The organism is Nonomuraea sp. NPDC003727 (genome assembly GCF_053586935.1).
On sequence record NZ_JBSFNE010000007.1, the window covers coordinates 163521 to 187138 of the forward strand.

Here is a 23618-nt window from a genome sequence, read left to right on the forward strand (position 1 = left end):
CCGCTGCGCGGCGACGTACCAGATCGTCAACGGCCGTCGGGGCCGGGATCCAGGAGAGCCGAGTCGGCGATCTCCTGGGACAGCGCGCGGGCTTCCTCCTCGTACTTCCGCGCCAGATCGGAGTGGCCGGCCTGGCGGTACGCGGCGGCGAGCCTGGAGGCGTTCTCCAGCGCCATCTGCATCAGGCCCTGCTTGCGGTACGCGGCAAGAGCCTCGGCGTAGCAGGGGATCGCTTCCTCGTATCGCCCCAAGGCGGTGAGCACGACGCCTTTGATCGAGATCTCGAAGGCCGCGACGCCCACCGAGGCCGCCAGCGCGATGGCGGCCTCGGTATGGGCGAGGGCTTCTTCCGCCTGCCCGATACGGAGAAGGATCTGGGAGAGGTACGTCAGCGTCCTGGCTTCCACGCGCGGGTCGCCGGACCGGCGGGCCGTCGCCACGGCGCGCCGTGCCACGCGGACCGCTTCCGGCCAGTCCTGCCGCGTGGCGATGGTGAGGGCGAGCAGCGTGCCGCTCTCGGCGAGGAGGATCCCGTCGGCCGCCTGCCCGACCGCTTCGCGCAGGAGCGGCTCGGCGTCGGCTCTGCGCCCCATCGAGTACAGCACGCTCGCCAGTACGCACGCGGCGCCGGCTCCGGTCTCGCGGTCCCCCCGGTCCTTGGCCGCCTGGCGGAGCCGTTCCGCCGCGCCGCTGAACTCGCGGTGGTGGACGACCCGGTCCACCCGTTCCTCCAGCAGGCGCAGGAGGCGGACCGCCAGATGGATGTCGGCGGCCTGCCCGAGCAGCGGCCAGATGCCTGCCAGCTCGGTCTCCAGCCAGGCGGAGGCCTCCTCCTCGCCGGAGAAGCTCAGGCCGGGCCGGGGGCTCGAGCCGGACCAGGATCGCCCGAGCCCCCATGCCGTGCAGGCGTTCTGCAGGGTGGCCAGCAGGTGACCGGCCAGCCGGTCGACCGCTTCCTCCCGCTCGGGATCGGGTTGCCGGCGGGCGTACACCTTGAGCAGGTCGTGGTAGCGGTAGCGGCCAGGAACGGGCGACTCCAGCAGGCTGAGGTCGACGAGCGACTCCAGGAGATGCTCGCTCTCGTCCTCGTCCAGGGCGAGCAGCTCCGCCGCCGCGTCCAGCGGCAGATCGTCGCAGTCCGGCGCGGCCGCCAGCCGGAAGGCCCGCGCCTGCGCGGGGGTGAGCTGGCGGTAGGACATCTCGAAGGTGCTCTGGACGTCCAGTTCTCCGGCGCGGAGCGCGTCAAGCCGGCCGCGCTCGTCGAGGAGTTCGGCGAGCATGGACTCGACGGTCCTGAGGCTGCTGAGCGCCAGCCGGGCGCCCACCACGCGGATGGCCAGCGGCAGATGCGCGCACAGGGCCACCAGCCGTTCGGCCGCGGCCCGCTCGGCCGCCACCCGCTCATGACCGACGATCCGGGCGAGCAGATCGACGGCCTCCCCGGGCGTGAGCGTGGCCAGATCGACCCCGTGGGCGCCACCCAGGCCCGGCAGCTTGGGCCGGCTGGTGACCAGCACCGCGCAACCGGGACTGCCGGGGATCAGCGGGGTCACCTGAGCGGCGGCCCGCGCGTTGTCCAGCACCAGGAGCATCCGCCGGTCGGACAGCAGCGAGCGGAACAGCGCGGAACGCTCCTGCACGCCCTCGGGAATCCGCTCGTCGCCCACGCCCAGGGCGTGCAGGAACGACGCCAGCACCGAGGAGGGGTCCAGCGGAGCCGGGTCCGCGCCCCGCAGGTCCACGTACAGCTGCCCGTCGGGATAGTCCTGCCGCAGGGCGTGGGCCAGGCGCACGGCAAGCGTGGTCTTGCCCACCCCACCGATCCCGGAGACGGCGACCACCGGGGGCGCCTGCCTTCCGGTTGCCCGCAACGCGCCGAGGAGGCTGTACGTCTGCGCCGCGCGGCCGGTGAAGTCAGGGATGTCGGGCGGTAGCCGGCAGGGAACAGGCGGGGCCGGTCGCCGCTCACCGGCATGGCGATGGGAAGCGGCCAGGGCCGGGTCACCGGAGATGATCTGCTGGTAACGGGCGGCGAGGTCCGTCGAGGGGGCGACGCCGAGCTCGCGGGCCAGGAACCTCGTGGTGTCGGTGTAGACGCCGATGGCCTCGCTCTGGCGGCCGGAGCGGTACAGGGCGAGCATCAGTTGCCCCACCAGGCGTTCCCTGGCCGGGTGGGCGCGGGTCAGCTCCGTCAGTTCGGCCACGAGGTACTGATGGCGGCCGAGCGTCAGATCGGCCTCGATCCTGGCCTCGAGAGCGGACAGCCGCAGCTCGGCGAAGCGGGCCCGCTGTCCTTCGGCCCACGCGCCGGGCAGTCCGGCCAGCGCCTCCCCGTGCCAGAGTCGCAGCGCGCTCGCGAGCATGTCGCCGGCCTCGGCCGGTGGGGCCTGCCGAGCCTGCCGGACCAACGTGGTGAAGTCGGAGGCGTCCAGGGAGGCGGAGCAGCCATACGCTCCGCCGACCGAACGGATGGCTCCCTCACCCAGCACGGCCCGCAGGCGGGACAGGTACGTGCGCACCGTGGCTGCCCCGGTCCGCGGCGGTTCGTCCGCCCACACGATGTCCACGAGCTGGTCGACGGTCAAGGATCGGCCCTCGGCCAGCAGCAGGGCCGCCAGGGTCAACCGCTGCTGCGGGGAGCCGAGCTGGAGTTCCTCCTCGCCCCGCCAGCCACGAACCGGCCCAAGCACCTCGAAACGCACAGATCACATCGTAGGTTGCGGCATACGACGAATCCGGCAGTCCCGGCAGGGCGGGGATAAATACCGGGACAGATCGCGGCAATGGGACCGGTTATCGCCTGTCAATGCCGCCCTGTGAGGCTCCAGCTCGTCCGTTGAGAACACGCTCAAGGAGAACTGATGAGCAACGAGATCGAGTTGACCGACGCCGAACTCGCGTCCGTCGTCGGCGGTGTGTGGCCGGATCTGGACTTCAGCCTGCCGGACTACATCGAGATCGGCCACGGCAGGGGCTGCCTCTGCCCGGGCCGGCCGAACCTGTACTAGCGGTTCGGGCCTGTCCGAGGGGACCCGGGCCCGCGTCTGAGGGGCTCGGATCAGTGTTGAGAGGCTCGCGCCCCGTTTGACGGCAAGGGCTGGAAAGAGCGCCGCCGGGGCAACCCGGCGGCGCTCGTCATGTGAGGAGTCAGTTGATGCGGCAGGTGTACCGCAAGGAAGCGCTACGACATCACCGGCGAGCGCAAGCTCAGGTTCCTTCGTCCAGCGAGATTCCCCGGGGGTGGATCGGCACCCTGTGGGCGGTGGTCGCCGCGCTGATCCTCGCCCTGGTCGTCATGAGCCTGCAGGTGGCGGGGAAGCTGTGAGGAAGGTTCGGCTGGTCCAGCAGAGCACGGCGGTGGACTGCGCGGCCGCCTGCCTGGCCATGGTCCTCAACCACCACGGCCACGGGGTGTCGCTGCGCGACGTGCGGGACAGGACGGGGGTCGGGAGGGACGGCCTGTCGGCGCGTGACATCATGCGCGCCGCCCGAGGATACGGGCTCAAGACGCGGGCCTTCTCGCTGGAACCGCAGGCGATGGCCGGCAAGCCACTTCCGGCCATCGCGCACTGGCGGTTCGAGCACTTCGTGGTGGTGGAAGCGTGGACGCCCCGCCAGGTGACCATCGTGGACCCGGCGGCAGGAAGGATGACGCTCAGCAGGAGGGAGTTCGCCAGGGACTTCACCGGCGTGCTGCTGACCTTCGAACCGGGACCCGGTTTCACCCGGCAGCCCCGGGCTCGCGGATGGTGGCACTCGCCCGTGGTGCGCGCCGCCGTACGCGACAAGAAGGCGCTGTTCGCGCAGATCATCGCCGCGTCGGCGCTGCTGCAGGTGATGGGGTTGCTGCTTCCCGCGGCCTCCGGTGTGATCACCGATCGGGTGCTGCCGGGAGGCGATGAGGGGTTGCTGGCGTTTCTCGGGATCATGCTCGCGGTCGGGGTGCTCACCCATCTGGCTGTGGGGCAGCTGAGGACGCTGCTGCTGGCGATGTTGCGCACACGCGTCGACGGGGAGATGACCGAAGGGATCGTCGCCCATCTGATGGCGCTGCCGTACCGGTTCTTCGCCCTGCGGGGAGCGGGGGACCTGGTGACGCGGACCGCCAGCCTGGCCCAGGTACGTGCCCTGCTCAGCGGGCAGATCGTCGCGGCGATGCTGGACGGGCCGATGGCCGCCGGCTATCTCGTCCTCCTGCTGGCCATGGAGCCGAGCTTCGGACTCGGCCTGATCATGATCGCGGGCCTGGAGATCCTCGCGCTCTTGCTCACCCAGCGCAGGGTCGGCGAGCTCATCACCCGCGAGCAGATCGCCCAGGCCGACGCGCAGACCAAGCTGATCGAGTCCATCAAGGGCATGGAGAACCTCAAGGCGGCGGGCGCCGAGCAGCGCGCGTTGAGCCGCTGGCGGGAAGCGTTCGCTCGTCAGCTGGCCGCCGCGCAGCTCGGCGGGCTGACAGCGGGCTCGGTCACCTCGGCGACGGCGACGGTGCGGTTCGCGGCCCCGGCCGCGTTCTTCTGGATGGGGGCCTGGCAGGTCCTGTCCGGGGACCTGAGCCTGGGACAGGTCCTGGCGCTGAACGCGATCGCCGTGGCGGCGCTCACCCCGCTGGGGTCGCTGATGGGCAGCCTGCACCAGCTCCAGACCGTGGGCGCGCACGTGGAGCGGCTCGACGACATCGCCGCCACCCCGCGCGAGACGTTTCCCGTCCAGGCGGAACGGCCGTCGGCCGTGGGCTTCATCCGGCTGCGCGACGTCAGCTTCCGCTACGACCAGCGGTCGCCGTGGATCCTGCGCAACATCTACCTGAGCATCAGCCCCGGAGAGAAGATCGCCCTGGTCGGCAGCTCCGGATCGGGCAAGAGCACGCTCGCCCGGCTGCTGCTGGGCCTCTACCAGCCGGACGAAGGCGAGATCTTCTACAACGGGCAGCCCGCCTCCCAGATCGACATCCGGCACCTGCGCACCCGTTTCGGCATCGTCAACCAGGAGCCCGTCCTGTTCAGCGGATCCATCAGGGAGAACATCTGCCTCAACGACCCTGACGCCTCCTACGAGCGCATGGTGCGAGCGGCCCGGCTGGCCCACATCCACGACACCATCGACGCCATGCCGATGAAGTACGAGACCATGCTCACCGACGGCGGGCTGATCTCCGGAGGCCAGCGCCAGCGCATCGCCCTCGCCCGCGCCCTGCTCACCGAGCCTGCGGTGCTGCTGCTGGACGAGGCGACCAGCCATCTCGACACCAGGACCGAGGCCATCATCGAGCACAACCTGAGCCATCTGCCGATCACCCGCATCGTGATCGCCCACCGGCTGAGCACGGTACGGGACGCCGCGCGCATCTTCGTCATCGACAAGGGCAGCGTCGCGGAGGTCGGCGACCACGACCACCTCATGAGCCGGAGAGGCCGATACGCGGCGCTGGTCGGCCATGACGCCTCCGCTGCGATCACCCGCGATCAGTCCTGACGGGCGGATTCCGCAGGTCCACGCGGCCGGCGCCCGCGCCCCTTCGCTCCTCGTGCCGGCAGCCCCGAAACCACGGGCGGGTCAGCTGATCGCGTGAAACAGGATGCCGTAGGTCTCCTGGGTGCTGATGGTGATCTCCCGCCAGCCCAGCGGATTGTCCTCCAGCAGGTAGGTGCCGCGATCGGTCCTCGTCATGTCCAGCTGGCCCAGATCCTCGAAGGCCGACTCGTCGAGCCGCTGCCTGATCCTCCCCACGGCCTCCGCACAGCCGGACACCCCCTCCTTGGCCGCCATCGCGGCCCTGGCCTGCTCGGTCATGTACGGCTCGGTGCAGATGCGCGAGATGGAGTCGCTGCCCATCAGGCTGAGGAACGCCTGCGCCTGCTCGACCTCCTCCGGCAGCCCGCTTCCGGAGAACCGGTCCACGGTGGTCAGCGTCGTGGTCAGACACAGGAACCAGGCGACCCCCAGGACCGCCGGCTTGACCCCGCGGAGCGTCCCCTTCCGGTAGAGGACGAACCCGACGATCGGCAGGACCACCACTCCGACGAAGCTGACGACGGTGAACAGGAACACCATGACGGCCAGCCCGACCAGGATCGCGGCGAACCCGCCCGTTCCCATCCCGCCCAGCGCCTGCTGCACCGCCCCGGGACCCTGATCGCCCCAGACCTGGCGGTTCTTGGCCGCCAGCTCGTCGATGACGCTCGACCCGCCGCCAGGCGGCGGGTCGGCATGAGACAGCCTGGGGGCCGACATGCGGGGCGGGGTGCTGGGGACGTGGTGGTCGCGGTACACGCCACCGGACGAGTCGCGCACCTGGTCACCCCATTGGCCGTTCTCGCTCCACCGGGTCTTGCCCTGGGGGTCCTGGCGCCAGCCGGGTCCGTACATGGTGGTCCTCTTCAAGGTGTTCGGGCAGTCGTGTCTGCCGGTCGGGGGTCGGGTGGGCTTCCTGCTCCGGGTTCGCGCGGGGTTCGCCGGCGCCGTGCGCCGCGCGCCGCCTCGTCGTGCTCGGTGCCGCCCGCCGTATCGACGTCGTCGGAGGCGGGCAGCGGCGGGGGTCAGCGGGTGGCTTCGCTGCTTTCCCTGACGGCCTCTTCGACGTCGCGCTGGGCGACACGGGCGCTGCTCACCCTGGCGATCGCCCGTGACTGGTTGGTCCCGTAGTTGTCGTTCCACCAGATCCGGCCGACGCCCATGATGTAGCCGTCCGTGATCCGCAGGGTGACCGCGTTACTGCGTCCGCTGCTCCACCCGCCGACCGCCGTCGACTGCAGCTGACCGTTGCACACCCCGCGCGTCTGGCTGGGCCGTTGGCAGTGCTTGAGCTGGATGGTCATGTGCTTGGAATAGCCCCAGGTCTGGTTGCTGGAATTGAGGTACGCGCAGGCGACGGCCGTCCGCGAGTCGTAGAAGACGTGGACGTACGCGGCGGTGTCCCCGCTCTGGATCCGCACGGGCGTGTGCAGGATGCGCACGCCTTCGCAGCTCGCCGACTGGGCCGACTGCGCCGGCTGGGCCGAGGCCGCCGCCGGTGAGACCAGCAGTCCGGCGGTGAGCAGACCTATGAACGCGGCACGCATGAGTTCTCCTCGTGTCGTTGGCATGCCAGACAGGTTGGCCAGGAAACGACATCGGTGGAAGGATTTTGGGACTTGAACTGTCCCACCGCCCATACAGCGCTCTGACCTGCTGTTTCAGCGGCCCGGCAACGGTTACACGGGGGATCGCGTGAACGTGGATGAAACGGCCGACGCGCTCGGCCATGCATTGGACGAGGCGGCCGCAGGCTTACGCGAAGCGCTGGAATCCGCAGGGAAACAGCAGAAGTACCTGGTGCATCGCGTGAGAAACGCCACGGCCTCGATGGTGTCGAACTGGTTGTCCGGTCAGCGCCAGCTCACCAAGGGCACCAGGCTGCCGGGTGTCGAGGACATGCGCGACATCGTCACCGCCCTCGAGGTGTCCGGCGATCGTGCCGAGCGGCTGCTGGCCATCGGCGAACGGATCGACGACCTTCGCGGCGCCCTGGAGAAGACCGGACGTGGATGGCGCCAGAACGCTGCCGGCCGTATCGCCTCCGCCGCAACGGGGTCTCCTGACGCGCCGCCGCCGTCCGCTGACGCGCCGCCGCCGTCCGTCGTCTCGCCGGACCCCCTGACCGCCACGGTGCGACCGGCGGTCGACGCCACGACCGCCGCGGTGGGATCGACGGTCGACGCCATGACAGCTCCGGCGGGAGCGGCGGTCTACGCCACGGCAGCCCCGGTGGGGTCGACGATCGACTTCACGACAGCCGCCATGGGATCGGCGGTCGACGCCACGGCAGCCGCGGTGGGACCCGTGGTCGGCTCCACGGCGGCCACCGTGGGCTCGATGGCCGGCTCCCCCACGTCGCCGCCCGTTGCGGGGGCGCTCTCCGCGGCGCCGCCATCCGTTGCTGCTTCGTCCGGCGGCGCCCCGGTGTCCGTGACGGCATCCATCGCCGCCGCACCGCCGCGCGCTGCCGGGACGCCGCAGCCAGACGTCAGGGATGCGCGTGCCGTACCCGTGGACACGCGAGACGTCGGGGTCCGGACCGACCCGGAGCGCAGCCACGGCGGCGGAACCGGGGGCCGGGGCAGGACCCCACGGACGGTCCCGGTGACACACGCCGCGCTGGCCGCAGTCGTCCTGGCGGGGCTGGCGTTCTACGGCGGCACCCTCGTCGGCGGCACCGACCGCCGCGCGGGCGAGGGCACCGAACGCTGCGGCGCGTGGACGCACGCCGGCCAGGGCGTGCAGCTACAGCCCTGCATCAAGGTCAGCGACGAGACCCTCATGGTACGGACGCGGCTGCGGGGCCCCGTCGGGATCAAGACCGACATGGCCGTCCAGCTGTACGACCCGATGACCGAGTTGCCGGTCTCCCAGCAGCTCAAGTGCCACCAGATGTACATCACGGTAGAGGGTCAGGTGCAGTCGTGCGGGTACTTCGCGGTCCGGACCCTCTCCGGGCGCGACTACGCCGCGAGAAGTTCCTGGAAGATCGAGAACGGCCCGGCGTTCATCGGCGAAGTCCTCAGCCCCACGCTGCGCTGGTGACGGAGGCCGGCTACGGGCACGGGCCGCCTGGTTAGAGACCCGGCCGGCGCTCACGGCCCCGGGTCAGAGCCCGTAGGCGCCGTCGGGCTCGATCATCCGCCGGTGGACGAACTGTCGGCCGCCGCTGCCATGATCACCGCGATACGCCCCCTAGGGAAGGCGCACGGATGAGCGGCGCGACAGCGGAGACGTACGAATGGCTCTACCAGGAGTTCACCGACGACGCCGACGACACGTGCCACACCACCTTCGTCCGAAACCTTTCGCCCCAAGACGCCCTGCGACGACTCGGTGTCGTCCCCGGCCCGCTGGGCGACTCCGGATTCGGCATCGCGGCCTACTTGGCGGCCGGCGGAACCGTACTGATCGAATGCGGCTGGGCGGGAATCAGCTACGACAGAGCCGACCTGCTGTCCGCAGGCACGGCCGCGGCCGCCGTGTTCGTCACCGTCGAGAGCGACGGTTTCGCCTACTGTCTCGACGGCCGGCTGGTCACCACGTTCGGCCTGTACTCCTACCCCCGCCGAACGGGCACCGACCCCGACCGGCTCCAAGCGGATGTCGAAGCCCTCGGCCTGGACGCCGACGGTGAGCTGCCTGAGTTCCCTCACGATCCCGTCCCCCGGGCCCTCGCCCTCGCCGAACGCGTCACAGGCGTCCATCTGTCGCCCGCCCGCTACGCCGGCCCCGCCTTGGTCGGGCCCACCGACCAGCTCGACCCCTATCGGTGACGCCCCTCGCTGGTCAGCACTGACCTGGGATCATCCTTGAGGGTCGCGTCCGGCTTGCAGCGGTTACTCGCGGGTGTCGACGGGATCAATGACGAGGTCCTGAACGCGGGGAAGCGGAGCCGGATCATCGTCGAGAGAGTAGACCTCAAGGCACGACAGGTAGCCGTCCTTGACGAACAGCAGTACACCGTCACCACGACCCGTCACACTGGCGGAGACCAGCACGCCGTCCCGCACCGGGGACGCGTCCGAACGGCGAGCAGTTCCTGGACCGAGGTCCCGCGTCGCGCAGCCACAGCCGCATCGACGCAGGACGACCACCTCAGGAACCTGCGCTCGCAGCTCGTCCACGCCAGGAAAGTCCTGAGCGAGAAGGGCCAGGATGACGGCTTGCTCCTCCTCGGACAGCGTGCGCTCGTGATCGGCCATATCGCCAAGGTAACCGTTCTTCAACGCCAAGGGCGTGCCGACGCGCGTCCGAGGGATGAGCATCGGGCATGCCCATGCCGTTCCAGACCGACCGGTGGCCGCGACTGGTCGCTCGTCGGCTAGTCCATCCAGTGGAACCAGGCGTCGAACAGCCTGTACGGCGGATCGCCGAGGACCGTTTCCACCCGAAGCCGAGCGTCCAGCGGTAAGGCGAGTACCTGCGAGCTCAGCAGTGCGACGCCGTGGCGGGCAAGGACCTGGCGCAGTTGCCGAGACGCCTCCTCCCATCCCGGAAGGTCGATATCCATCACCTGGGAGAGTTCGGGCAAGTCATAAGCGCTGGAACCATCGGGTCCGGAGGATCGGGTACTGGGCTTGAGCAGCACCGCCAAAGGGGCGAGCCGGCACAGCGCCAGGGACAGCCCCTCAACGTGTGTCCAACCATCCATGGATCGACACATCGAACCGTCGCGTTTGGTCACGAAGACGTCGACGTAGGAGGCATATCCAGAGCCGTAATGCCGGAACTCGGCGTGGTGGACGGTCACCTGCGGGAGCCGGTCAATATCGGCCACGAGCCACCGGAGGAATCCCTCAACAGCCGTGGCTTCACCAGCCCAAGCCCCCATTGTGCTTGCCGGCTCGTCTTTCACGGCGCGGTGAAGGGCCGCCGGATCGGTCGCCAGTTCCGTGCCCGCTGACTCGCTCCGTGGGCCGCCGGGCAGGGTCATCGACGCGTCGAGGTCGGCGTGCTTCATGCGTCGGTCACGTCCGGGAGCGTACGGGGGCTCGAGTGCCCTGTCGCCCGGTTTCTCGATCTTTGAGTGCTTTGGATCGGGTAGGGCGGACCAACAGGACGGGTGGACCGAACTTTCTGCGCACCGGCCGATCGTTTTCCCCACGCGTGCGCCCTCGCCCGAAGGAGGATGACGGCGTGGCCGAGAGCGTGATCCCGCAGCAGGGCATGTGGTTCGAACATGCCTTGGAGTACGAGATGGACCCCCAGAACGGCATCCGCCCCGCGCGTTGCGTGGTCACGTGCATCGCCGAACCGGGTGTCACAGTCCTGCCCCAGGTGCTCTGGCGGCGGCTTGACGACTCAGACGAGGACAGTCTGAGCAGCATCGACACCGACCTGTTCGACGACGTCGTGCTGCGCTGGCTGACTCCTGAGGAATGCGCTCTCGCGGTCATGGAGGCGCGATTCCACGAACATTGAGACCACCGGCGCAGCAGGCGCTTCGATCCCACTGCCGGAGCGGGTGTCAGTCGAGCAGGCGGAGAACTCGTTCGGCCTGACGTTCCAAGGTGCCTGCGGGGTTGTGGGGTGTGGCCGGCCCATCGGGGCCGAGCATGAGGAACCACCCCAGCGCGAACAGGCGGCGAAACCCGCGTACGCGTTGGGCTTCCCGCTGGGTCAGGTCGACGCAGGCCAGCAGCCGCTCCGCGTCCAGGGTGCCGTCGACGCGGGAGATGTGCTCGGCCACCTCGCCGAGTTCGAAGGCGCGATCGCTGCGTCCGGAGTCTTCCCAGTCGATGAGCCGCACCCGATGCTCATCCCACAGGTAGTTGGCGTGGTTCCCGTCAGCCAGGCCGAGGACGGGCGGCAGCGGGTTCGTGGCGAGTTCGTCCGGGACGGAGGAGGCAAGCCATGCGGCGCCCGCTCGGAACGCCTGCCGTACCGCAGGGTCCTCGCCGAGGTCGGGTTGCTTGTCGGCCCAGGCGCGGACTTTGCGCACGGCGGCGGCAGGCCCCCACGCGGCCGGCTCGACCGCCTCGACCACGCGAATGGGGATCTCCTGGTGCAACCGGTTCAGAGCAGCGGCCATCGCGCGGATCTGTTCATCGGTGGCGTGCTGACCGCGAAGGACGCGTCCGGGCAGTCTGGTCATCACGATCGCGGGAGGACAGCCGTCGAACTCGGCGCGGACGGGGCTGGGCGCGAGGCCGGGCGCGTGTTCGGCGAGGAGCGTGAGCGCCGCCCATTCCCGGTGAGGTTCTCCTCGTCCCCAGGATGTGTATCGCTTGGTCACGACGTCGTCGCCGAGTTCGAGGTCGTGCGTGCTGAATCGGTCAGCCGTCATGCGCCTGCTCCGCCCCTTCTGCCGCCGTGCGGGAGGAAGGTTCGCCGCCGCCACCGAGGCCGCGCGCGACGCTTCCACGTCCCGTGCGGCGCACTGCTCACCGCCGCTCGTTTCCACCGTCCAACAGGCACGAAACCCGAGCGGTCCCAGCGCAGGTCGGGTCGGCGCTGGGAATTCTCGCGCTCGTCTGGATCGCAGGGAGCCTACTGGTCCAGATTCTCGCGTTCACGGGGATCAGCGCGGGGCGGTGGCGGGTGTGCGGGCGGCGGCTCGGGTGACGATGCGCGTGCGGGTCCACCGGGCCATGACGCCGCGGCGTTCCAGTTCCAGGACGACGAGGAGGCCCAGGGCCGGTACGGCGCTGCCGACGACCGCACCCGCGAGGAGGGCGAGGTACGGCGCGCCGGAGCGGGCGAGGCGCCGGAGCGCCGGGGCGGGCCGTCCGGTCTGCGCGTCGCGGAACGTGACGTGTACGGACGCCCGGCCTGGTGTGGCGCCGTCCTCTCGCGCCGCCGGGATGAGGATGAAGATGACCAGCCCGGTCACCGCGTACGACAGGCCGGGCAGGAGGTCTCGCAGGAGGGCGTCGGCGGGCATCGGGCCGCCGGTGAGAAGCCGGTGGGCCTGGACGGCGAGCAGCCCGAACAGCGGGGAGGCGAAGAACCACACCACGCCGTCGAGCAGCATGGCGAGTGTCAGCCGTCCGATGGTGGGCGGCGCGAGGTCCGGGACGGGCGCCGGCCACGGATCTGGCAGCAGCCGGGCGGCCGGGACCCCCAGTGCCCAGCCGAGTCCGGCGCCGGCCGTGTTGATGATCAGATCGTCCAGGTCGAACAGCCGATACGCGCAGGGGTAGAGGCCCCACAGGCCGGTGAGCTGGGTCAGCTCGATCGCCAGCGAACCGGCGAAGGAGATCAGCAGGGTGCGCGGCAGGCCGAGCCGCTGCCGGTAGCGCAGCAGGAAGCCCAGTGGCACGAACAGGGCGACGTTGAACACGATCTGCAGCATCGACCTGCTGTACAGCGCGGCGAACAGGCCCTGTCCGGCGTTCTCCCTGATCACGTCCTGGACGCTCGACAGCGGCTGCCAGCGCGGCGTCGCGAGGCTCTGCCGGATCGCGCAGAAGTCCGGCGTCACCTCGGGCAGCGGGAACAGGGTGAAGGCCACCACGCCGCAGGCGTACAGGACGAGCAGCGCCGTGACGAACCCCGACCATCGCCCGATGCGCCCGAAACGGCCGTACTGCCGGGACACGAAGGGCAGCAGCAGCAACGCGATGGCCAGCGGGGCGAGCAGCAAGGCGATTTTCGCCTGGGTCAGGTAGATCTCCACAAGGGGCGGAGTCTAGCCAGAAAGGACATATCACCCTAAATTCCGCATAGACCGCATCCGCCCCACATGTCCTCTGCCGCCGTGCTCGCCCGTTCGTCGACGCGACCGCGCCGAAGACGCACGCCGTGCACGGGGAAGCGGGGCGCCCGAGAGCCCTCGCCGCCGCACCCGGCCGGGGCGGCGGCGAGGAGACGGGGTCAGGTCACCGGCTCCGCCTGTGAGCGGCGGAAGACGCGCGTGTCCCAGACGGCGACGCCCGCCAGCACCAGCAGCCCGGCGACGGTCAGCGCGAGCGGCGGGACGGCGGGCACCAGCAGCCCCACGACGACCATCGCGCACAGCACGCCGATCGCGACGATCCGGCCGGTCGACAGGGCGCCGAACACGGCCCGCTTGAACATCGTGTGCCCGGCCAGGTAGAGCACGGGCCCGCCGAGCGCCATCAGCACGGTCCAGGGGCTGGAGTGCCCGCCGGGGTGCGCGATCACCAGTTCGTCGCCGACCGCCGAGACGATGATGCCGGCCACCATCGGGATGTGCATGTAGGTGTAGGCGGAGCGTCCGAGGCGTCCGGGGTCGTCGGAGCTCTCGATGCGTTCCGCGGCGAGGTCGGCGGTGACGTCGAAGTACACCCACCACATGGCGATGCTGCCGAGCAGGCAGACGGCGAAGGCGACGAATGTCAGCGCGTCGGTCTTGGCGTCGGCCAGCGTGGTGCCGGTGACCAGGATCGACTCGCCGAGCGCGATGATGACGAACAGCTGGCAGCGCTCCGCCATGTGCCCGCCGTCGATCGTCCACTCGGTGGTGGTGGAACGTCCGAGCCCGGGGGTGCGGAAGCCGGTCGCCGGCGCGCCGTAGTCGATCAGCAGCGCGACCACCCAGAGGGCCGCCTGCGCGGTGCCGCCGAGGATCGCGCCCACGATCCAGAACACCGCGGAGAGGGCGAACCAGAACCCGACCCCCAGGAACACCCGTTGCAGCGCGTGTCCGCGGGTGAGCAGGGCGACCACGATGGTACGGCCGATCTGGATCGCCACGTAGGCGCACGCGAACCAGATCGCCCGGTCGCCGAACGCCTCGGGCACCGCGGCCGCCATGACCAGGCTGGCCAGCATGAGCCCGGCCAGCGTGAGTCTGATCACCGGGTGGTTGGGGTCGCAGAAGTTGGTGGTCCACGCGGTGTACATCCACGCCCACCACACGGCCAGCATCAGGAACAGCGTCTGCAGCGCGCCCCCGGCTGTCGGGTGTTCGAGCAGGAGGTGGGACAGCTGGGTGACGGCGAAGACGAAGACCAGGTCGAAGAAGAGCTCGAAGGGGGCGACCCTGGGGCCCTCCGCGTGGAGGCGCAGCACGCTCATCGGGGCGTGACGCCTTCCTGGCGGGCGCCGCGGGCCCCGGCGGCGGGCTCGGGCGCAGGCGTCTGCGATAAGGAGTCAGGCCCGGCGCTGCGCCGGACATCGATCAGGAGCGACATGCGGCACACCTTAGTGACACCGGCCCCCTGATGTTCGCGTCAGGCCTGTCCGGAAGCCCGCTGGCGCTGGTTGTAGCGGCCGACCTTGGCCCGGTTGCCGCACACGTCCATCCGGCACCAGCGACGGCTGCGGTTCTTGCTCACGTCGAGGAACCACAGCACGCACCGCGGGTTGCCGCAGGGCCGTACCCGTTCGGGGCGCTCGCCCAGCTCGCGCACCAGGTCGGCGGCCGCCGTCCACGCGGAGTGCCAGGACGGGTCGTCAAGCACCAGCTTCTCGTACGGCCCGCCGTCGCCGATCTGGGGCCGCCGGCCGCCGTGGGAGAGCACGGCGTTGAGCGGCGCGGAGCCGCGTCCTTCGAGCTGGTCGCGCATGGCGGCCCTGGCCTGTGTCAGGCGGTCTCGGACCCGATCGAGGTCGTCGCCGCCGGGCAGGTCGTGGTCGGCCAGCCAGGCCAGCACCCCTTCGGGCGTGTCGAACTGGTCGACGAGCGCCCCGTTCTCCACCCAGACGGTGTCGACCAGGTCCAGCCCCAGGGGCTCGTCGCGGAGCGGCCGGATCCTCAAAACTAACCCCTCAAGATGAGTTGACCGGTTAACGTCGGCCATGCTATCACTTAACCATCAAACCTCGTTTAGGGAGTTAATGATGACGATCGCGTACCGCACCGCGGTGATCGACGGGCTTGACGTCTTCTACCGTGAGGCCGGCGACCCCTCGGCGCCCACGCTTGTCCTGTTGCACGGCTTCCCGACCTCGTCGATCGCCTACCAGGAGCTGATCGCCGAGCTGGCCGACGAGTTCCATCTGATCGCGCCCGACTACCCCGGCTACGGGCACAGCTCGGCGCCCTCCGCGCAGGACTGGGAGTACACCTTCGACCACCTCGCCGACGTGGTCGACCGGCTGCTCGACTCGATCGGCGTGACCCGCTACGCCGTCTACGTGCACGACTACGGCGCCCCCGTGGGCTTCCGTCTCGCGGTGCGCCACCCCGAGCGGATCACCGGCATCGTCACCCAGAACGGCAACGCCTACGAGGAGGGCCTGACCCCCTTCTGGGAGCCGATCAGGGCCTACTGGGCCGAGCCGTCCAAGGAGAACGGCGACGCCCTGCGCGGCCTGCTCACCCGGGACGCCACGCACTGGCAGTACACCCACGGCGTGCCCGACACCTCGCTGGTCAACCCCGACAAGGAGGCCTTCGACCAGGCGCTCCTCGACCGGCCCGGCAACCAGGAGATCCAGCTCGCCCTGTTCCTGGACTACGGCACCAACCCGCCCCGCTACCAGGAATGGCAGGACTACCTGCGCACCCACCAGCCGCCGCTGCTGGCCGTCTGGGGACGCAACGACGAGATCTTCGGTCCTGACGGCGCGCGCGCCTTCGCCCGCGATCTCAAGCAGGCGCGCATCCACCTGCTGGACGCCGGCCACTTCCCGCTCACGACCGAACTGGAGCAGAGCGCCGCCCTGATCCGCGACTTCCTCCGCTCGCTGCGAACCTCGCTATGAACGGGGTCCAGCTGAAGAGCGTGCTGACGGCGACCTTGGCCGCCCTGGCCGGGTTACTGCTGCTGGCCGCCGTCACCAGCTTCACCGGGCTGGCGCTGTTCGCGCTGCCGTTCGCGGCCACCGCCGGGATCGTGGCGCTGGCGCCGAGCGCGCCGTTCGCGCAGCCGCGCAGCATCGTGCTCGGGCACGTCAGCGCGACGGTCGTCGCGCTCGTGCTCACCGCGCTGGCCGGCCCGTCGGTGTGGACGGCCGCGGTCGCGGCGGCGCTGTCCACGGCGCCGATGATGCTGCTGCGCGCTCCGCACCCGCCGGCCGGCGCCACCGCGGCGCTCGTCGGTCTCACCGCCCCCGCGCCGCTGTTCCTGCTGAGCCCGGTGGTCACGGCCAGCGCCGTCGTGATCGCGGGCGGCGTGGTGCTCGGCCGGATCCTGCCGGGCCACCGCTACCCGGCCTCCTGGCGGTGACGGCCGGTCACAGTCGCGGCTCGTCGGTGCCCAGCTCCGCCGTCCTCTTGAGGTCGGTGCCCAGCTCCGCCGTCCTCTTGAGGTCGGCCAGCCAGGCACGGATCGAGGCGTCGAGCGCCGCGCGCATGCCCTCGGGGTCGGCCTCGACGGGGGCGCCCGCCCAGGACTCGCGGGTGCGCACCAGCACCCCGCCGTCCACCGGCTCGAACGTCCAGACGTGGACCCCGTCGATGCCGTGGGCCGGGCCGCCCCAGACGATGCGGCGCCGCGGGACGAGTTCGGCGACGGTGGAGCTGATGCCCAGGCCGTGGGTCTCCCAGTCGAAGACCGCGCCGACCGCGAGTTCCTGTCGCAGGGCCGCGGTGTCGATGCCGGTGTTCCAGGTGGGCCAGGCGTCGATGTCGGTGTGCAGCCGCCAGACGTGGTCGAGCGGGGCGCGCACGAGGGTCTGGTGCTCGACGATGACGGGGGCGTGGAGGTCGATGTCCATGGGGGATCCTTCGCTGTCGGTGATGGCGGGGTGTCAGTTGTCGGCGATCCAGGAGCCGTGGATGCCCGCCACGACCCGGCGGGGCAGGTGCACGGTCGCCACCGGCGCCCCGCTCAGGTCGGTGGCGTCCAGCACCAGCAGTTGGGAGGCGTCGGCGTGCAGGTCGCTGACGACGGTCAGCAGGTAGCCGTCGTCCTCGCGGGCCGCGCCCTGGGCGGGCACGAAGACCGCCTCGCTGGGCAGGCGCCCGTCGCCGACCGGCAGGATCTGGCGGCCACCGGTGACCCGGTCGTACTTGACCACCCCGTAGCCGCCCACACCGCGCTCGTCAGGGAAGGAGACGGCGTAGTGGTAGCGGTGCTCGCGGCCGAGCAGGTCGTCGTTGATCGTCGGGAACTCCACCACCAGGTCGTCGACGACCTCCTCGGCGACCGCGCCGGCACGCAGGTCCACGGTCCACCGCCGGGTCAGCGACCGCGAGTTCGGCACGACGCCACGTCCGGGCAGGCCCGCCCACCACTTCCATGACTGCTCGAAACCCGCGCGGTCCATCGCCGGGCCCTCGACCACGATCCGCCCCTGGGCGTCCTCGTAGGCGTTGGCGGTGTGCAGCAGGTTGCCCGGCTCGACGTCGAACCACCGCACCTTCGCGGCTCCACCCTTGCCACGCGGCATCACGCCGATGCGCGTGGCCTGGGCGTCGCTCCACGCGTACGGGATGCCGGAAGTCTCGGTGTGGTCGAAGGTCACCGACCCCTCGACGAACACCACGAAGTGCTCGGTGATGGCGAAGTCGTGCTTGAGGGAGGCCGTCGCCCCCGGCACCTCCTCGCTGAGCACGATCTCGCCCGCCGCCGAGGCCACGTGGTAGGTCAGGTAGGGCGGGAACGGCGAGGAGCCGAAGAAGTGCAGCTCACCGGTGACCGGGTCGCTCTTGGGGTGCGCGGTCATCACCGTGGTCAGCTTGCCGGCGAAGTCGTAGGCGCCGACGGTCTCCAGCTCGGCGGTCAGCTCGAACGGGTAGTTCGCCTCGCACAGCGCCAGCAGCTTGCCCGCGTGCTCGATCACGTGCGTGCCGGCCGTGCTGGCGGTCAGGTCCGGGCCGCTCTCGGTCATGTACGGCGCGCCGTCCAGGGCGGGGGTCCGCACCCAGCGGTTGCGGTACCACTCCGCCCTGCCGTCGCGCAGCCGGATGCCGTGGACCATGCCGCTGCCCTTCCACCAGTGGGTCGGGGTCACGCCGGGCTTGGGGTTGTGGCTGTTGCGGACCAGCCGGCCGTTCAGCTCGACCGGCAGGCTGCCCTCGACCACCAGGTCACGGGCGGTGATCTCGTCGACGTGGGGGGCGTAGTGACCGGTCAGGTAGGGCGTGTTCACCAGGTGCGTCCTTTCAGCGGGCGACGGTCGCCGCCAGGAGGTGGGGGCCGCCGCCCGGCGCCGAAGGCACCATGGCGACAGCTCCTTTCGCTAGTTAGAAGTTATAACTAAAGTATGCAAGCATCACCGAAGGGCGTCAACCGGTGCCGAACACGCTTGTGCCCCGGCACAACGGGCTCGCGCGCCTCCCGACCGCTTCATCCGACGTGACCTGCGAAAACCCCCGTCGAACGCCTGCCTTCGTCCCAGCCACCCGCGACCGCGGTCGCTCCCAGCACGGCATGAAGTCGCCATCTCGATGCCTTGATGGCCGTCAGGAGACCGTGATGAGGTCATGTTCCGTCGGGTTGATCGCAGACGTCCCTTCCGATGACGGGGAGACGGAACCATGCACAGGAAACGCGTACGGGTTGCGCCCTCGGCCCCTGTCCCGGGAGCCCGCGATGGCGGTACGTGAGCGGCCGACGCGGCCGCCGGTGCCGCTCGACCAGGTGCCCGAGGTCACGGCGTTCCTCCGGAGGCTCGGTCTGGGAACGCTGCGGCAGGACGCGGTCACCGCGTTCCTCGGCCGCAACGACAGCTGGGCGGGCGTGACCGACGCCGGTGTCCCGGTCTTCGTGAAGAAGACCCTCGGCCAGGCGGACCTGGTCCGCCGGAAGGTGACGCGGTCCAGCGCGATGAGCACGCTGCTCGACGGGCATGCGGCGATCAACGCGCCCAGGCTCCTGGGCGGCGACGCCGCGTCCGGCCTGATGGCCTTCACCCTGCTGGAGGACGCCCGCAGCGGAGCCGACCTCGCCGCCGAGGACGCCTTCACCTGGGAGCTCGCCCGCGCGGCCGGCGTCCAGATCGGAACGCTCCACACCCTCCAGGCCCCGCCGGCGGTGGCCGAGGACACCTCGGAGCCGCCGCTGCCGCCGCTCGGCCGCCTGTCGGCGCTCCCGCTGAGCGTCTACGCGGCCGCGAGCGGGGCGGAGCTGGAGGCGTGGGCGATCCTGCACAACGACCCCGCGGTCGTCGACGCGATCAACGAGCTGTCCCGGTGGGAGAAGCGCGCCCCCCGCGTCCTGATGCACTGCGACATCCGGCTCGACCAGTTCCTCCACCACGACGGCACCCTTCACCTGACCGACTGGGAGGAGACCAGGCTGGCCGACGCCGCGCGCGACGTGGGCGCCTTCGCCGGCGAGTGGCTCCACCGGGGCGTGCTCGGCATGGCCGGCAGTGACGACTTCGTGAGCGACCGCGAGGTCGTCGCCAACGGCGCCCGCCGCTTCGAGGCGCTGCGGCCGTCCGTCGAGTCCTTCTGGTCGGGCTACCTCCAGGCCAGGCCGGAGGCGCGGGCCGACCACGAGCTGGCGGCCAGGGCGGCGGGCTTCGCCGGCTGGCACCTGATCGACCGCGTCATCGCCGCCGGCCACCAGCGCGGACGGCTGTCGCCGCTGGAGCGCGCCGCGGCCGGGGTCGGGCGCGGGCTCCTGCTCGACCCCGCCGGGTTCGTCACCACCCTGGGCCTGGGAGGCGGATGATGCGGGCACTCGACCGGGTGCGCGTCGGCGCGGACCTGACCTCGGCCACCGTGGACGACCGCGAGATCACCGCCGGCAGCCCCAAGGCGCTGCGCACGGCCCTGGCCGACGCGCTGTACGAGGCCTTCCACACCGGAGGCGCGCCCAGGGAGGGCCGGCCGCGCCGGCTGTCCCGCGACCCCGGCTTCGAGCACGCGCTCCGCGCGATGGTCCCGCACAGCGGCACCCGCGTCCTGGCCCCCGTGGAGCCCGGATCACCCGGGGTGGTCCGCCTGAACGGCGTGCGCGTGCTGGTCCCGGAGGCGCGGTTCGACGCCTCGGCCGACGGCGGGCTGTCGCGCTGGGTCACCCTGCCGGCCGTCATGCCGGCGCTGTCGCCCGGCTTCCTGCTGGTCAACGGATCGCTGGGGCACGGCATGGAGGAGGGCGTGTGCGTGCGGGTGTACGCCGGAGCCGACTCGCCCGACGCGGCACCCGGGCTGTGGGGCGCGATGCTCACCCGGCTGGAGGAGCTCCGGCTGCCCTACCGGGCCAAGGTTCTCTCGGCCCGCGCCCACTACCCGCGCCGCGACAGCATCGTCGTCTACCTGGGGCGGCGTTCGTGGCATGCCGTACCGGACGTCGCGCGGGCCGCGGCCACGGCCGGAGGGCTGCGCCGGGACCTGTCCGTCTACGTCGCCGAGCTCGGCCCCGGCGTCGGCTGGGCATGGGAGCCGCGCGATCCCCGGCCGGGGATGCGCGGGCTGAGCTTCGGCGAGCACCGCTCCCACGCCGTCGCCGCCGGGCTGCTGGCCCACGCCGAGCGGGCCGGCGACCGGGAGCACGCGGTGATCGAGGCGCTGCGGGACGCGGGGGTCGTGCCCGGCGCGGTCCACCGCAACCTCGGCTCGCCGGTGCTCCCCTTCGAGACCTCCGGGCCCGAACCCGGGCCCGGATCCCACGCGATCCAGGAAAGGAGGTGAACGACATGTCGATCGAGACCCTCATGAGGGGTGCCGACGCCTACACCTCGCTGTCCGAGGTCGCGAAGGCCTCGGATGGTGGCGACTACATAGACATCATCATCACCAGTTTGTGCACGCTGACCCTCGACGGTGGTTGCTGACGTGATCGCCGTGGCGGTGTCGTGGGCCCGCGACACCGCCTCGGATCGGGAGTGACATTCACCGAGGAGGTTTCATGGCTCCCGCGCTGCTGTTCCCGTTCCAGCCCGCGCATCCCGACGTGGTCGTGCCCTTCGGGGAGCTGGTGGCCGGCGGCCTGGCGAGCCGGCTCTGGATGGGACAGTCCGTGATGGCCGAGTCCCACCAGACGATCGCCTACCTGGCGGGCCGGGGGATCAAGGTGGCGTCCGGGCTGAGCGTGACGCTGATGCCGTTGCGCCACCCGATGGAGGCGGCGGCGCAGGCGCGCAGCCTCGCGGTGCTCACCGGCCGGCCGGTGGTCGCCGGGTACGGCGCCGCCACCCCCGAGCTGGTCAAGGCGCTGCGCGGCGCGCCGTACGAGAGGCCCGCGACGGCCGCGGCCGGGTACGCCGAGGCGATGCGCGGCGTCCTCGACGGCGGGGTCTCCCGGCACGCCTGCGAGGCGTGCGTGGCCGGCGGGGCGCTTCCCCCGATGAAGCACGCGCCCGTCGAGGTGGGCCTGGGCGTGCTGCGCCCCGGCATGGCGCGCAAGGCCGGCGCCGTCGCGGACGTCGCCATCACCTGGATGACGCCGCCCTGCTACGTGCGGGACACGCTGATCCCCGCCCTGTCGGAGGGCGCGGCGGGGCGCGGCTCGGTGCCCCGCGTCGCGGCCGTCGTGCACGTGGCGCTGGCCGACGCCGGCCGCGACCCGCGCAGGCTCGCGCTGGCGGGCGCGGGGCCCCACCTGCGGGCCCCCCACTACACCGACATGCTGAGGCGGGCCGGGGTGCCCGCCGACCCCGCCGACCCGGACGCCGGCGCCGCGGCCCTGGTGGAGTCTGGGGTCTACGTGTACGGCACGCCGGAGGAGGTCGCCGAGCGCCTGCGGGACTACCGCGAGGCGGGCGTCGACGAGATCGTGCTCAACCCGGCGGGCGTCATGCGGACCGAGGGGTACAAGGCCGCGCTGGCCGACGCCGAGCAGATCCTCGGCGCGATGGTGGACGCCGATGAATAGCGTGCCGCCCTTCCGCGCCGAACGCCTGCTCGTGCTCGCCACCGGGTCGCTCGGCGCCGCCTTCCTGCCGTACTGGCTGAACTGGCTGAGGCACGGCTACCAGCAGTTGGACGTCCGGGTGGTGCTGACCCGAAGCGCGGAGCGCTTCGTGACCCGGCAGGCGGTCGCCGCCATCACCGGCAAGGAGGTGCCGCTCGACGTCTGGCCGGACACCGCGGAGCCGACCTCGCCGCACGTGGAGTACGCGACCTGGCCGGACACCGTGCTGGTCCACCCGGCGACCTACCACTTCCTGAGCCGGTTCGCCAACGGCCTCGGCGACACGCCCGTGCTGCTGGCGCTCCAGTGCACCTCCGCGCTGATCGGGATCGCGCCGGCCCTGCCGCCCGGCGCCACCGGCTCGTACGCCTACCGGCAGAACCTCGCGGCGCTCGAGGCCCGGCCCAACGTCGTGGTCGCCGACCCCGTCCCGACGCTGAGCACCCACACCAGGAACCGGGACGGCCTGGGCGCCGCCCCGCTCTCCACCCTGATCGAGCAGGTGGAACGGCTACGCGAGGAGAAGGGTTCATGAGCGAGACGGTCGAGTCCTTCGGCTCGGGCTTCCTTCGCACCACGATCGTCAGGAACGGCGAGGACGGCTACGTGTGGACCCGGCGGCCAGGACCCGATCGGCGTGACGCGATGCGGATGCCCGATCCCGCCGTGCTGGCGGCCGTCCGGGGGGTGCCGCCAGGACGGGTCAGACTCACTCTCCCCGTGCGCGGCGACGGCGCCGGGATGGCCTACCGGACCGATCAGGCCACCACCCTCGCGGGTGTCTTCCGCAAGGGACACCCGGACGTGGCGCGGATCGCCGCCGACACCCTCGCGGAGACCGGCGCGACCCTCGCCCGGCTGCACGCGACACCCCTGCCACCGGCCGACCTGCGGCCCCCTGAGGGCCCGCGGCGTTTGCTGTCCTGGTTGCGGAACGGGGAAGGGCCCCGCGCCGCGCCGAAGCTGCGCCGGCACGCGGCCGAGATCCTCGGCCCGACCCGGACCGCCACGGTCGCGGGGTGGTGCGCGCCGGAACGGCCGCGCGCGCTGCTGCACGGCGCCCCCAGCCTCGGCGTTCTCCTGCCGCTGACGCCGGACCACGACGGCGCCCTGCTGACAGGGGAGAACCTGAGCGCCGGCGCGCCGGAGTCCGACGTCGGCTGGCTCGTCGGGGAACTGGTGGAGTTCCGCGAGCTGACCGACCGGTTCGGCAACGGCGCGCTGGACCACGACGCCCTCATCCGCCGCGTGCTGGACGGGTACGCCGCCCCCCTGGACCTGGCCGCCGTGGGCAGGAGCGCGACGGTGCGCTTCCTGAGCCACGCGCACGACTTCGCCGCCTACCTCCAATGGCACGACATCCTCGTGGACTACCTCAGGATGGTCGCCGACGTGATCGACGCGGCGGAGGCCGGGCGGCTGGTCCCGAGCTGACGGCCG

Annotated in this window: 25 protein-coding genes; 14 read left to right on the plus strand and 11 right to left on the minus strand. The window is 71.4% G+C overall.

Going from position 1 to position 23618, the window contains the following annotated elements; genetic code table 11:
- Nucleotides 1-26: 26 nt before the first annotated feature.
- On the minus strand, nt 27-2702 hold the full coding sequence (locus ACWDLG_RS19465; RefSeq protein ID WP_449921735.1) for a BTAD domain-containing putative transcriptional regulator: 2676 nt from the start codon (nt 2700-2702) through the stop codon (nt 27-29).
- A gap of 159 nt (nt 2703-2861) precedes the next feature.
- Here ACWDLG_RS19465 and ACWDLG_RS19470 point away from each other — a divergent pair, with 159 nt between their 5' ends.
- The 3 genes from ACWDLG_RS19470 (at nt 2862) to ACWDLG_RS19480 (ending at nt 5475) form a co-directional block, all read left to right on the plus strand.
- Nucleotides 2862-3008, plus strand: a complete 147-nt coding sequence (locus ACWDLG_RS19470) for a hypothetical protein (RefSeq protein WP_354915858.1) — start codon at nt 2862-2864, stop codon at nt 3006-3008.
- A 146-nt stretch (nt 3009-3154) separates the two neighbouring features.
- Nucleotides 3155-3325, plus strand: a complete 171-nt coding sequence (locus tag ACWDLG_RS19475; protein WP_449921739.1) for a hypothetical protein — start codon at nt 3155-3157, stop codon at nt 3323-3325.
- Nucleotides 3322-5475: a peptidase domain-containing ABC transporter gene (locus ACWDLG_RS19480; protein WP_449921742.1), complete on the plus strand. Its 2154-nt coding sequence runs from the start codon at nt 3322-3324 to the stop codon at nt 5473-5475. The genes ACWDLG_RS19475 and ACWDLG_RS19480 overlap by 4 nt, the downstream gene beginning before the upstream one ends.
- Before the next feature lie 81 nt (nt 5476-5556).
- Here ACWDLG_RS19480 and ACWDLG_RS19485 read toward each other — a convergent pair whose 3' ends face one another.
- Nucleotides 5557-6369, minus strand: coding sequence for a hypothetical protein (locus ACWDLG_RS19485; RefSeq protein ID WP_449921744.1), 813 nt, complete (start codon nt 6367-6369; stop codon nt 5557-5559).
- Nucleotides 6370-6539: 170 nt separating this feature from the next.
- The gene (locus tag ACWDLG_RS19490; RefSeq protein ID WP_449921745.1) at nt 6540-7061 is read right to left on the minus strand and encodes a hypothetical protein; all 522 of its coding nucleotides are present in this window, start codon (nt 7059-7061) and stop codon (nt 6540-6542) included.
- Nucleotides 7062-7323: 262 nt separating this feature from the next.
- Between ACWDLG_RS19490 and ACWDLG_RS19495 the strand changes: the two genes are divergently transcribed.
- Nucleotides 7324-8562 carry a hypothetical protein gene (locus ACWDLG_RS19495; protein WP_449921747.1) on the plus strand — a complete coding sequence of 413 codons (1239 nt, stop codon included), beginning with the start codon at nt 7324-7326 and terminating at the stop codon, nt 8560-8562.
- A 167-nt stretch (nt 8563-8729) separates the two neighbouring features.
- Nucleotides 8730-9293, plus strand: coding sequence for a DUF6461 domain-containing protein (locus ACWDLG_RS19500; RefSeq protein WP_449921748.1), 564 nt, complete (start codon nt 8730-8732; stop codon nt 9291-9293).
- Nucleotides 9294-9356: 63 nt separating this feature from the next.
- Here the strand turns inward: ACWDLG_RS19500 and ACWDLG_RS19505 are convergent, their stop codons facing one another.
- Together ACWDLG_RS19505 and ACWDLG_RS19510 are read right to left on the minus strand one after the other, a co-directional pair.
- Nucleotides 9357-9722: a hypothetical protein gene (locus tag ACWDLG_RS19505; protein WP_449921750.1), complete on the minus strand. Its 366-nt coding sequence runs from the start codon at nt 9720-9722 to the stop codon at nt 9357-9359.
- Nucleotides 9723-9841: 119 nt separating this feature from the next.
- Nucleotides 9842-10480, minus strand: a complete 639-nt coding sequence (locus ACWDLG_RS19510) for a hypothetical protein (protein WP_449921752.1) — start codon at nt 10478-10480, stop codon at nt 9842-9844.
- A gap of 176 nt (nt 10481-10656) precedes the next feature.
- On the opposite strand from ACWDLG_RS19510, the gene ACWDLG_RS19515 reads away from it, so the two are divergent.
- Entirely contained in the window at nt 10657-10941 is a 285-nt protein-coding gene (locus tag ACWDLG_RS19515; protein WP_449921754.1) for a hypothetical protein, read from the plus strand.
- A 46-nt stretch (nt 10942-10987) separates the two neighbouring features.
- Here ACWDLG_RS19515 and ACWDLG_RS19520 read toward each other — a convergent pair whose 3' ends face one another.
- The 4 genes from ACWDLG_RS19520 to ACWDLG_RS19535 form a co-directional block, all read right to left on the minus strand.
- Nucleotides 10988-11806 carry a phosphotransferase family protein gene (locus tag ACWDLG_RS19520; protein WP_449921755.1) on the minus strand — a complete coding sequence of 273 codons (819 nt, stop codon included), beginning with the start codon at nt 11804-11806 and terminating at the stop codon, nt 10988-10990.
- A gap of 234 nt (nt 11807-12040) precedes the next feature.
- Complete coding sequence (locus tag ACWDLG_RS19525) at nt 12041-13138, minus strand: VanZ family protein (RefSeq protein WP_449921757.1); 1098 nt, start codon at nt 13136-13138, stop codon at nt 12041-12043.
- A gap of 197 nt (nt 13139-13335) precedes the next feature.
- Nucleotides 13336-14502 (minus strand): low temperature requirement protein A, encoded by a 1167-nt coding sequence (locus tag ACWDLG_RS19530; protein WP_449921759.1) that lies wholly within the window; start codon nt 14500-14502, stop codon nt 13336-13338.
- A 155-nt stretch (nt 14503-14657) separates the two neighbouring features.
- Nucleotides 14658-15185, minus strand: a complete 528-nt coding sequence (locus ACWDLG_RS19535; protein ID WP_449921761.1) for a CGNR zinc finger domain-containing protein — start codon at nt 15183-15185, stop codon at nt 14658-14660.
- 79 nt (nt 15186-15264) lie between these two features.
- Between ACWDLG_RS19535 and ACWDLG_RS19540 the strand changes: the two genes are divergently transcribed.
- The gene (locus tag ACWDLG_RS19540; RefSeq protein ID WP_449921763.1) at nt 15265-16134 is read left to right on the plus strand and encodes an alpha/beta fold hydrolase; all 870 of its coding nucleotides are present in this window, start codon (nt 15265-15267) and stop codon (nt 16132-16134) included.
- On the plus strand, nt 16131-16598 hold the full coding sequence (locus tag ACWDLG_RS19545; RefSeq protein WP_449921765.1) for an HPP family protein: 468 nt from the start codon (nt 16131-16133) through the stop codon (nt 16596-16598). Before ACWDLG_RS19540 ends, ACWDLG_RS19545 begins: the two co-directional genes overlap by 4 nt.
- Before the next feature lie 7 nt (nt 16599-16605).
- Here ACWDLG_RS19545 and ACWDLG_RS19550 read toward each other — a convergent pair whose 3' ends face one another.
- Both ACWDLG_RS19550 and ACWDLG_RS19555 read right to left on the minus strand, forming a co-directional pair.
- Nucleotides 16606-17088 (minus strand): SRPBCC family protein, encoded by a 483-nt coding sequence (locus tag ACWDLG_RS19550; RefSeq protein ID WP_449921767.1) that lies wholly within the window; start codon nt 17086-17088, stop codon nt 16606-16608.
- 33 nt (nt 17089-17121) lie between these two features.
- The gene (locus ACWDLG_RS19555; protein WP_449921769.1) at nt 17122-18465 is read right to left on the minus strand and encodes a carotenoid oxygenase family protein; all 1344 of its coding nucleotides are present in this window, start codon (nt 18463-18465) and stop codon (nt 17122-17124) included.
- 443 nt (nt 18466-18908) lie between these two features.
- Here ACWDLG_RS19555 and lxmK point away from each other — a divergent pair, with 443 nt between their 5' ends.
- The 6 genes from lxmK (at nt 18909) to ACWDLG_RS19585 (ending at nt 23612) form a co-directional block, all read left to right on the plus strand.
- Complete coding sequence (lxmK, locus tag ACWDLG_RS19560; RefSeq protein ID WP_449921771.1) at nt 18909-19994, plus strand: class V lanthionine synthetase subunit LxmK; 1086 nt, start codon at nt 18909-18911, stop codon at nt 19992-19994.
- Entirely contained in the window at nt 19991-20956 is a 966-nt protein-coding gene (locus tag ACWDLG_RS19565; protein WP_449921773.1) for a T3SS effector HopA1 family protein, read from the plus strand. The genes lxmK and ACWDLG_RS19565 overlap by 4 nt, the downstream gene beginning before the upstream one ends.
- Nucleotides 20957-20961: 5 nt before the next feature.
- Nucleotides 20962-21099 carry a hypothetical protein gene (locus ACWDLG_RS19570; RefSeq protein ID WP_449921775.1) on the plus strand — a complete coding sequence of 46 codons (138 nt, stop codon included), beginning with the start codon at nt 20962-20964 and terminating at the stop codon, nt 21097-21099.
- A gap of 74 nt (nt 21100-21173) precedes the next feature.
- Nucleotides 21174-22139, plus strand: a complete 966-nt coding sequence (locus ACWDLG_RS19575) for an LLM class flavin-dependent oxidoreductase (protein WP_449921777.1) — start codon at nt 21174-21176, stop codon at nt 22137-22139.
- Nucleotides 22132-22713 (plus strand): flavoprotein, encoded by a 582-nt coding sequence (locus ACWDLG_RS19580; protein WP_449921779.1) that lies wholly within the window; start codon nt 22132-22134, stop codon nt 22711-22713. The genes ACWDLG_RS19575 and ACWDLG_RS19580 overlap by 8 nt, the downstream gene beginning before the upstream one ends.
- Nucleotides 22710-23612: a hypothetical protein gene (locus ACWDLG_RS19585; RefSeq protein ID WP_449921781.1), complete on the plus strand. Its 903-nt coding sequence runs from the start codon at nt 22710-22712 to the stop codon at nt 23610-23612. The genes ACWDLG_RS19580 and ACWDLG_RS19585 overlap by 4 nt, the downstream gene beginning before the upstream one ends.
- Nucleotides 23613-23618: the final 6 nt, after the last annotated feature.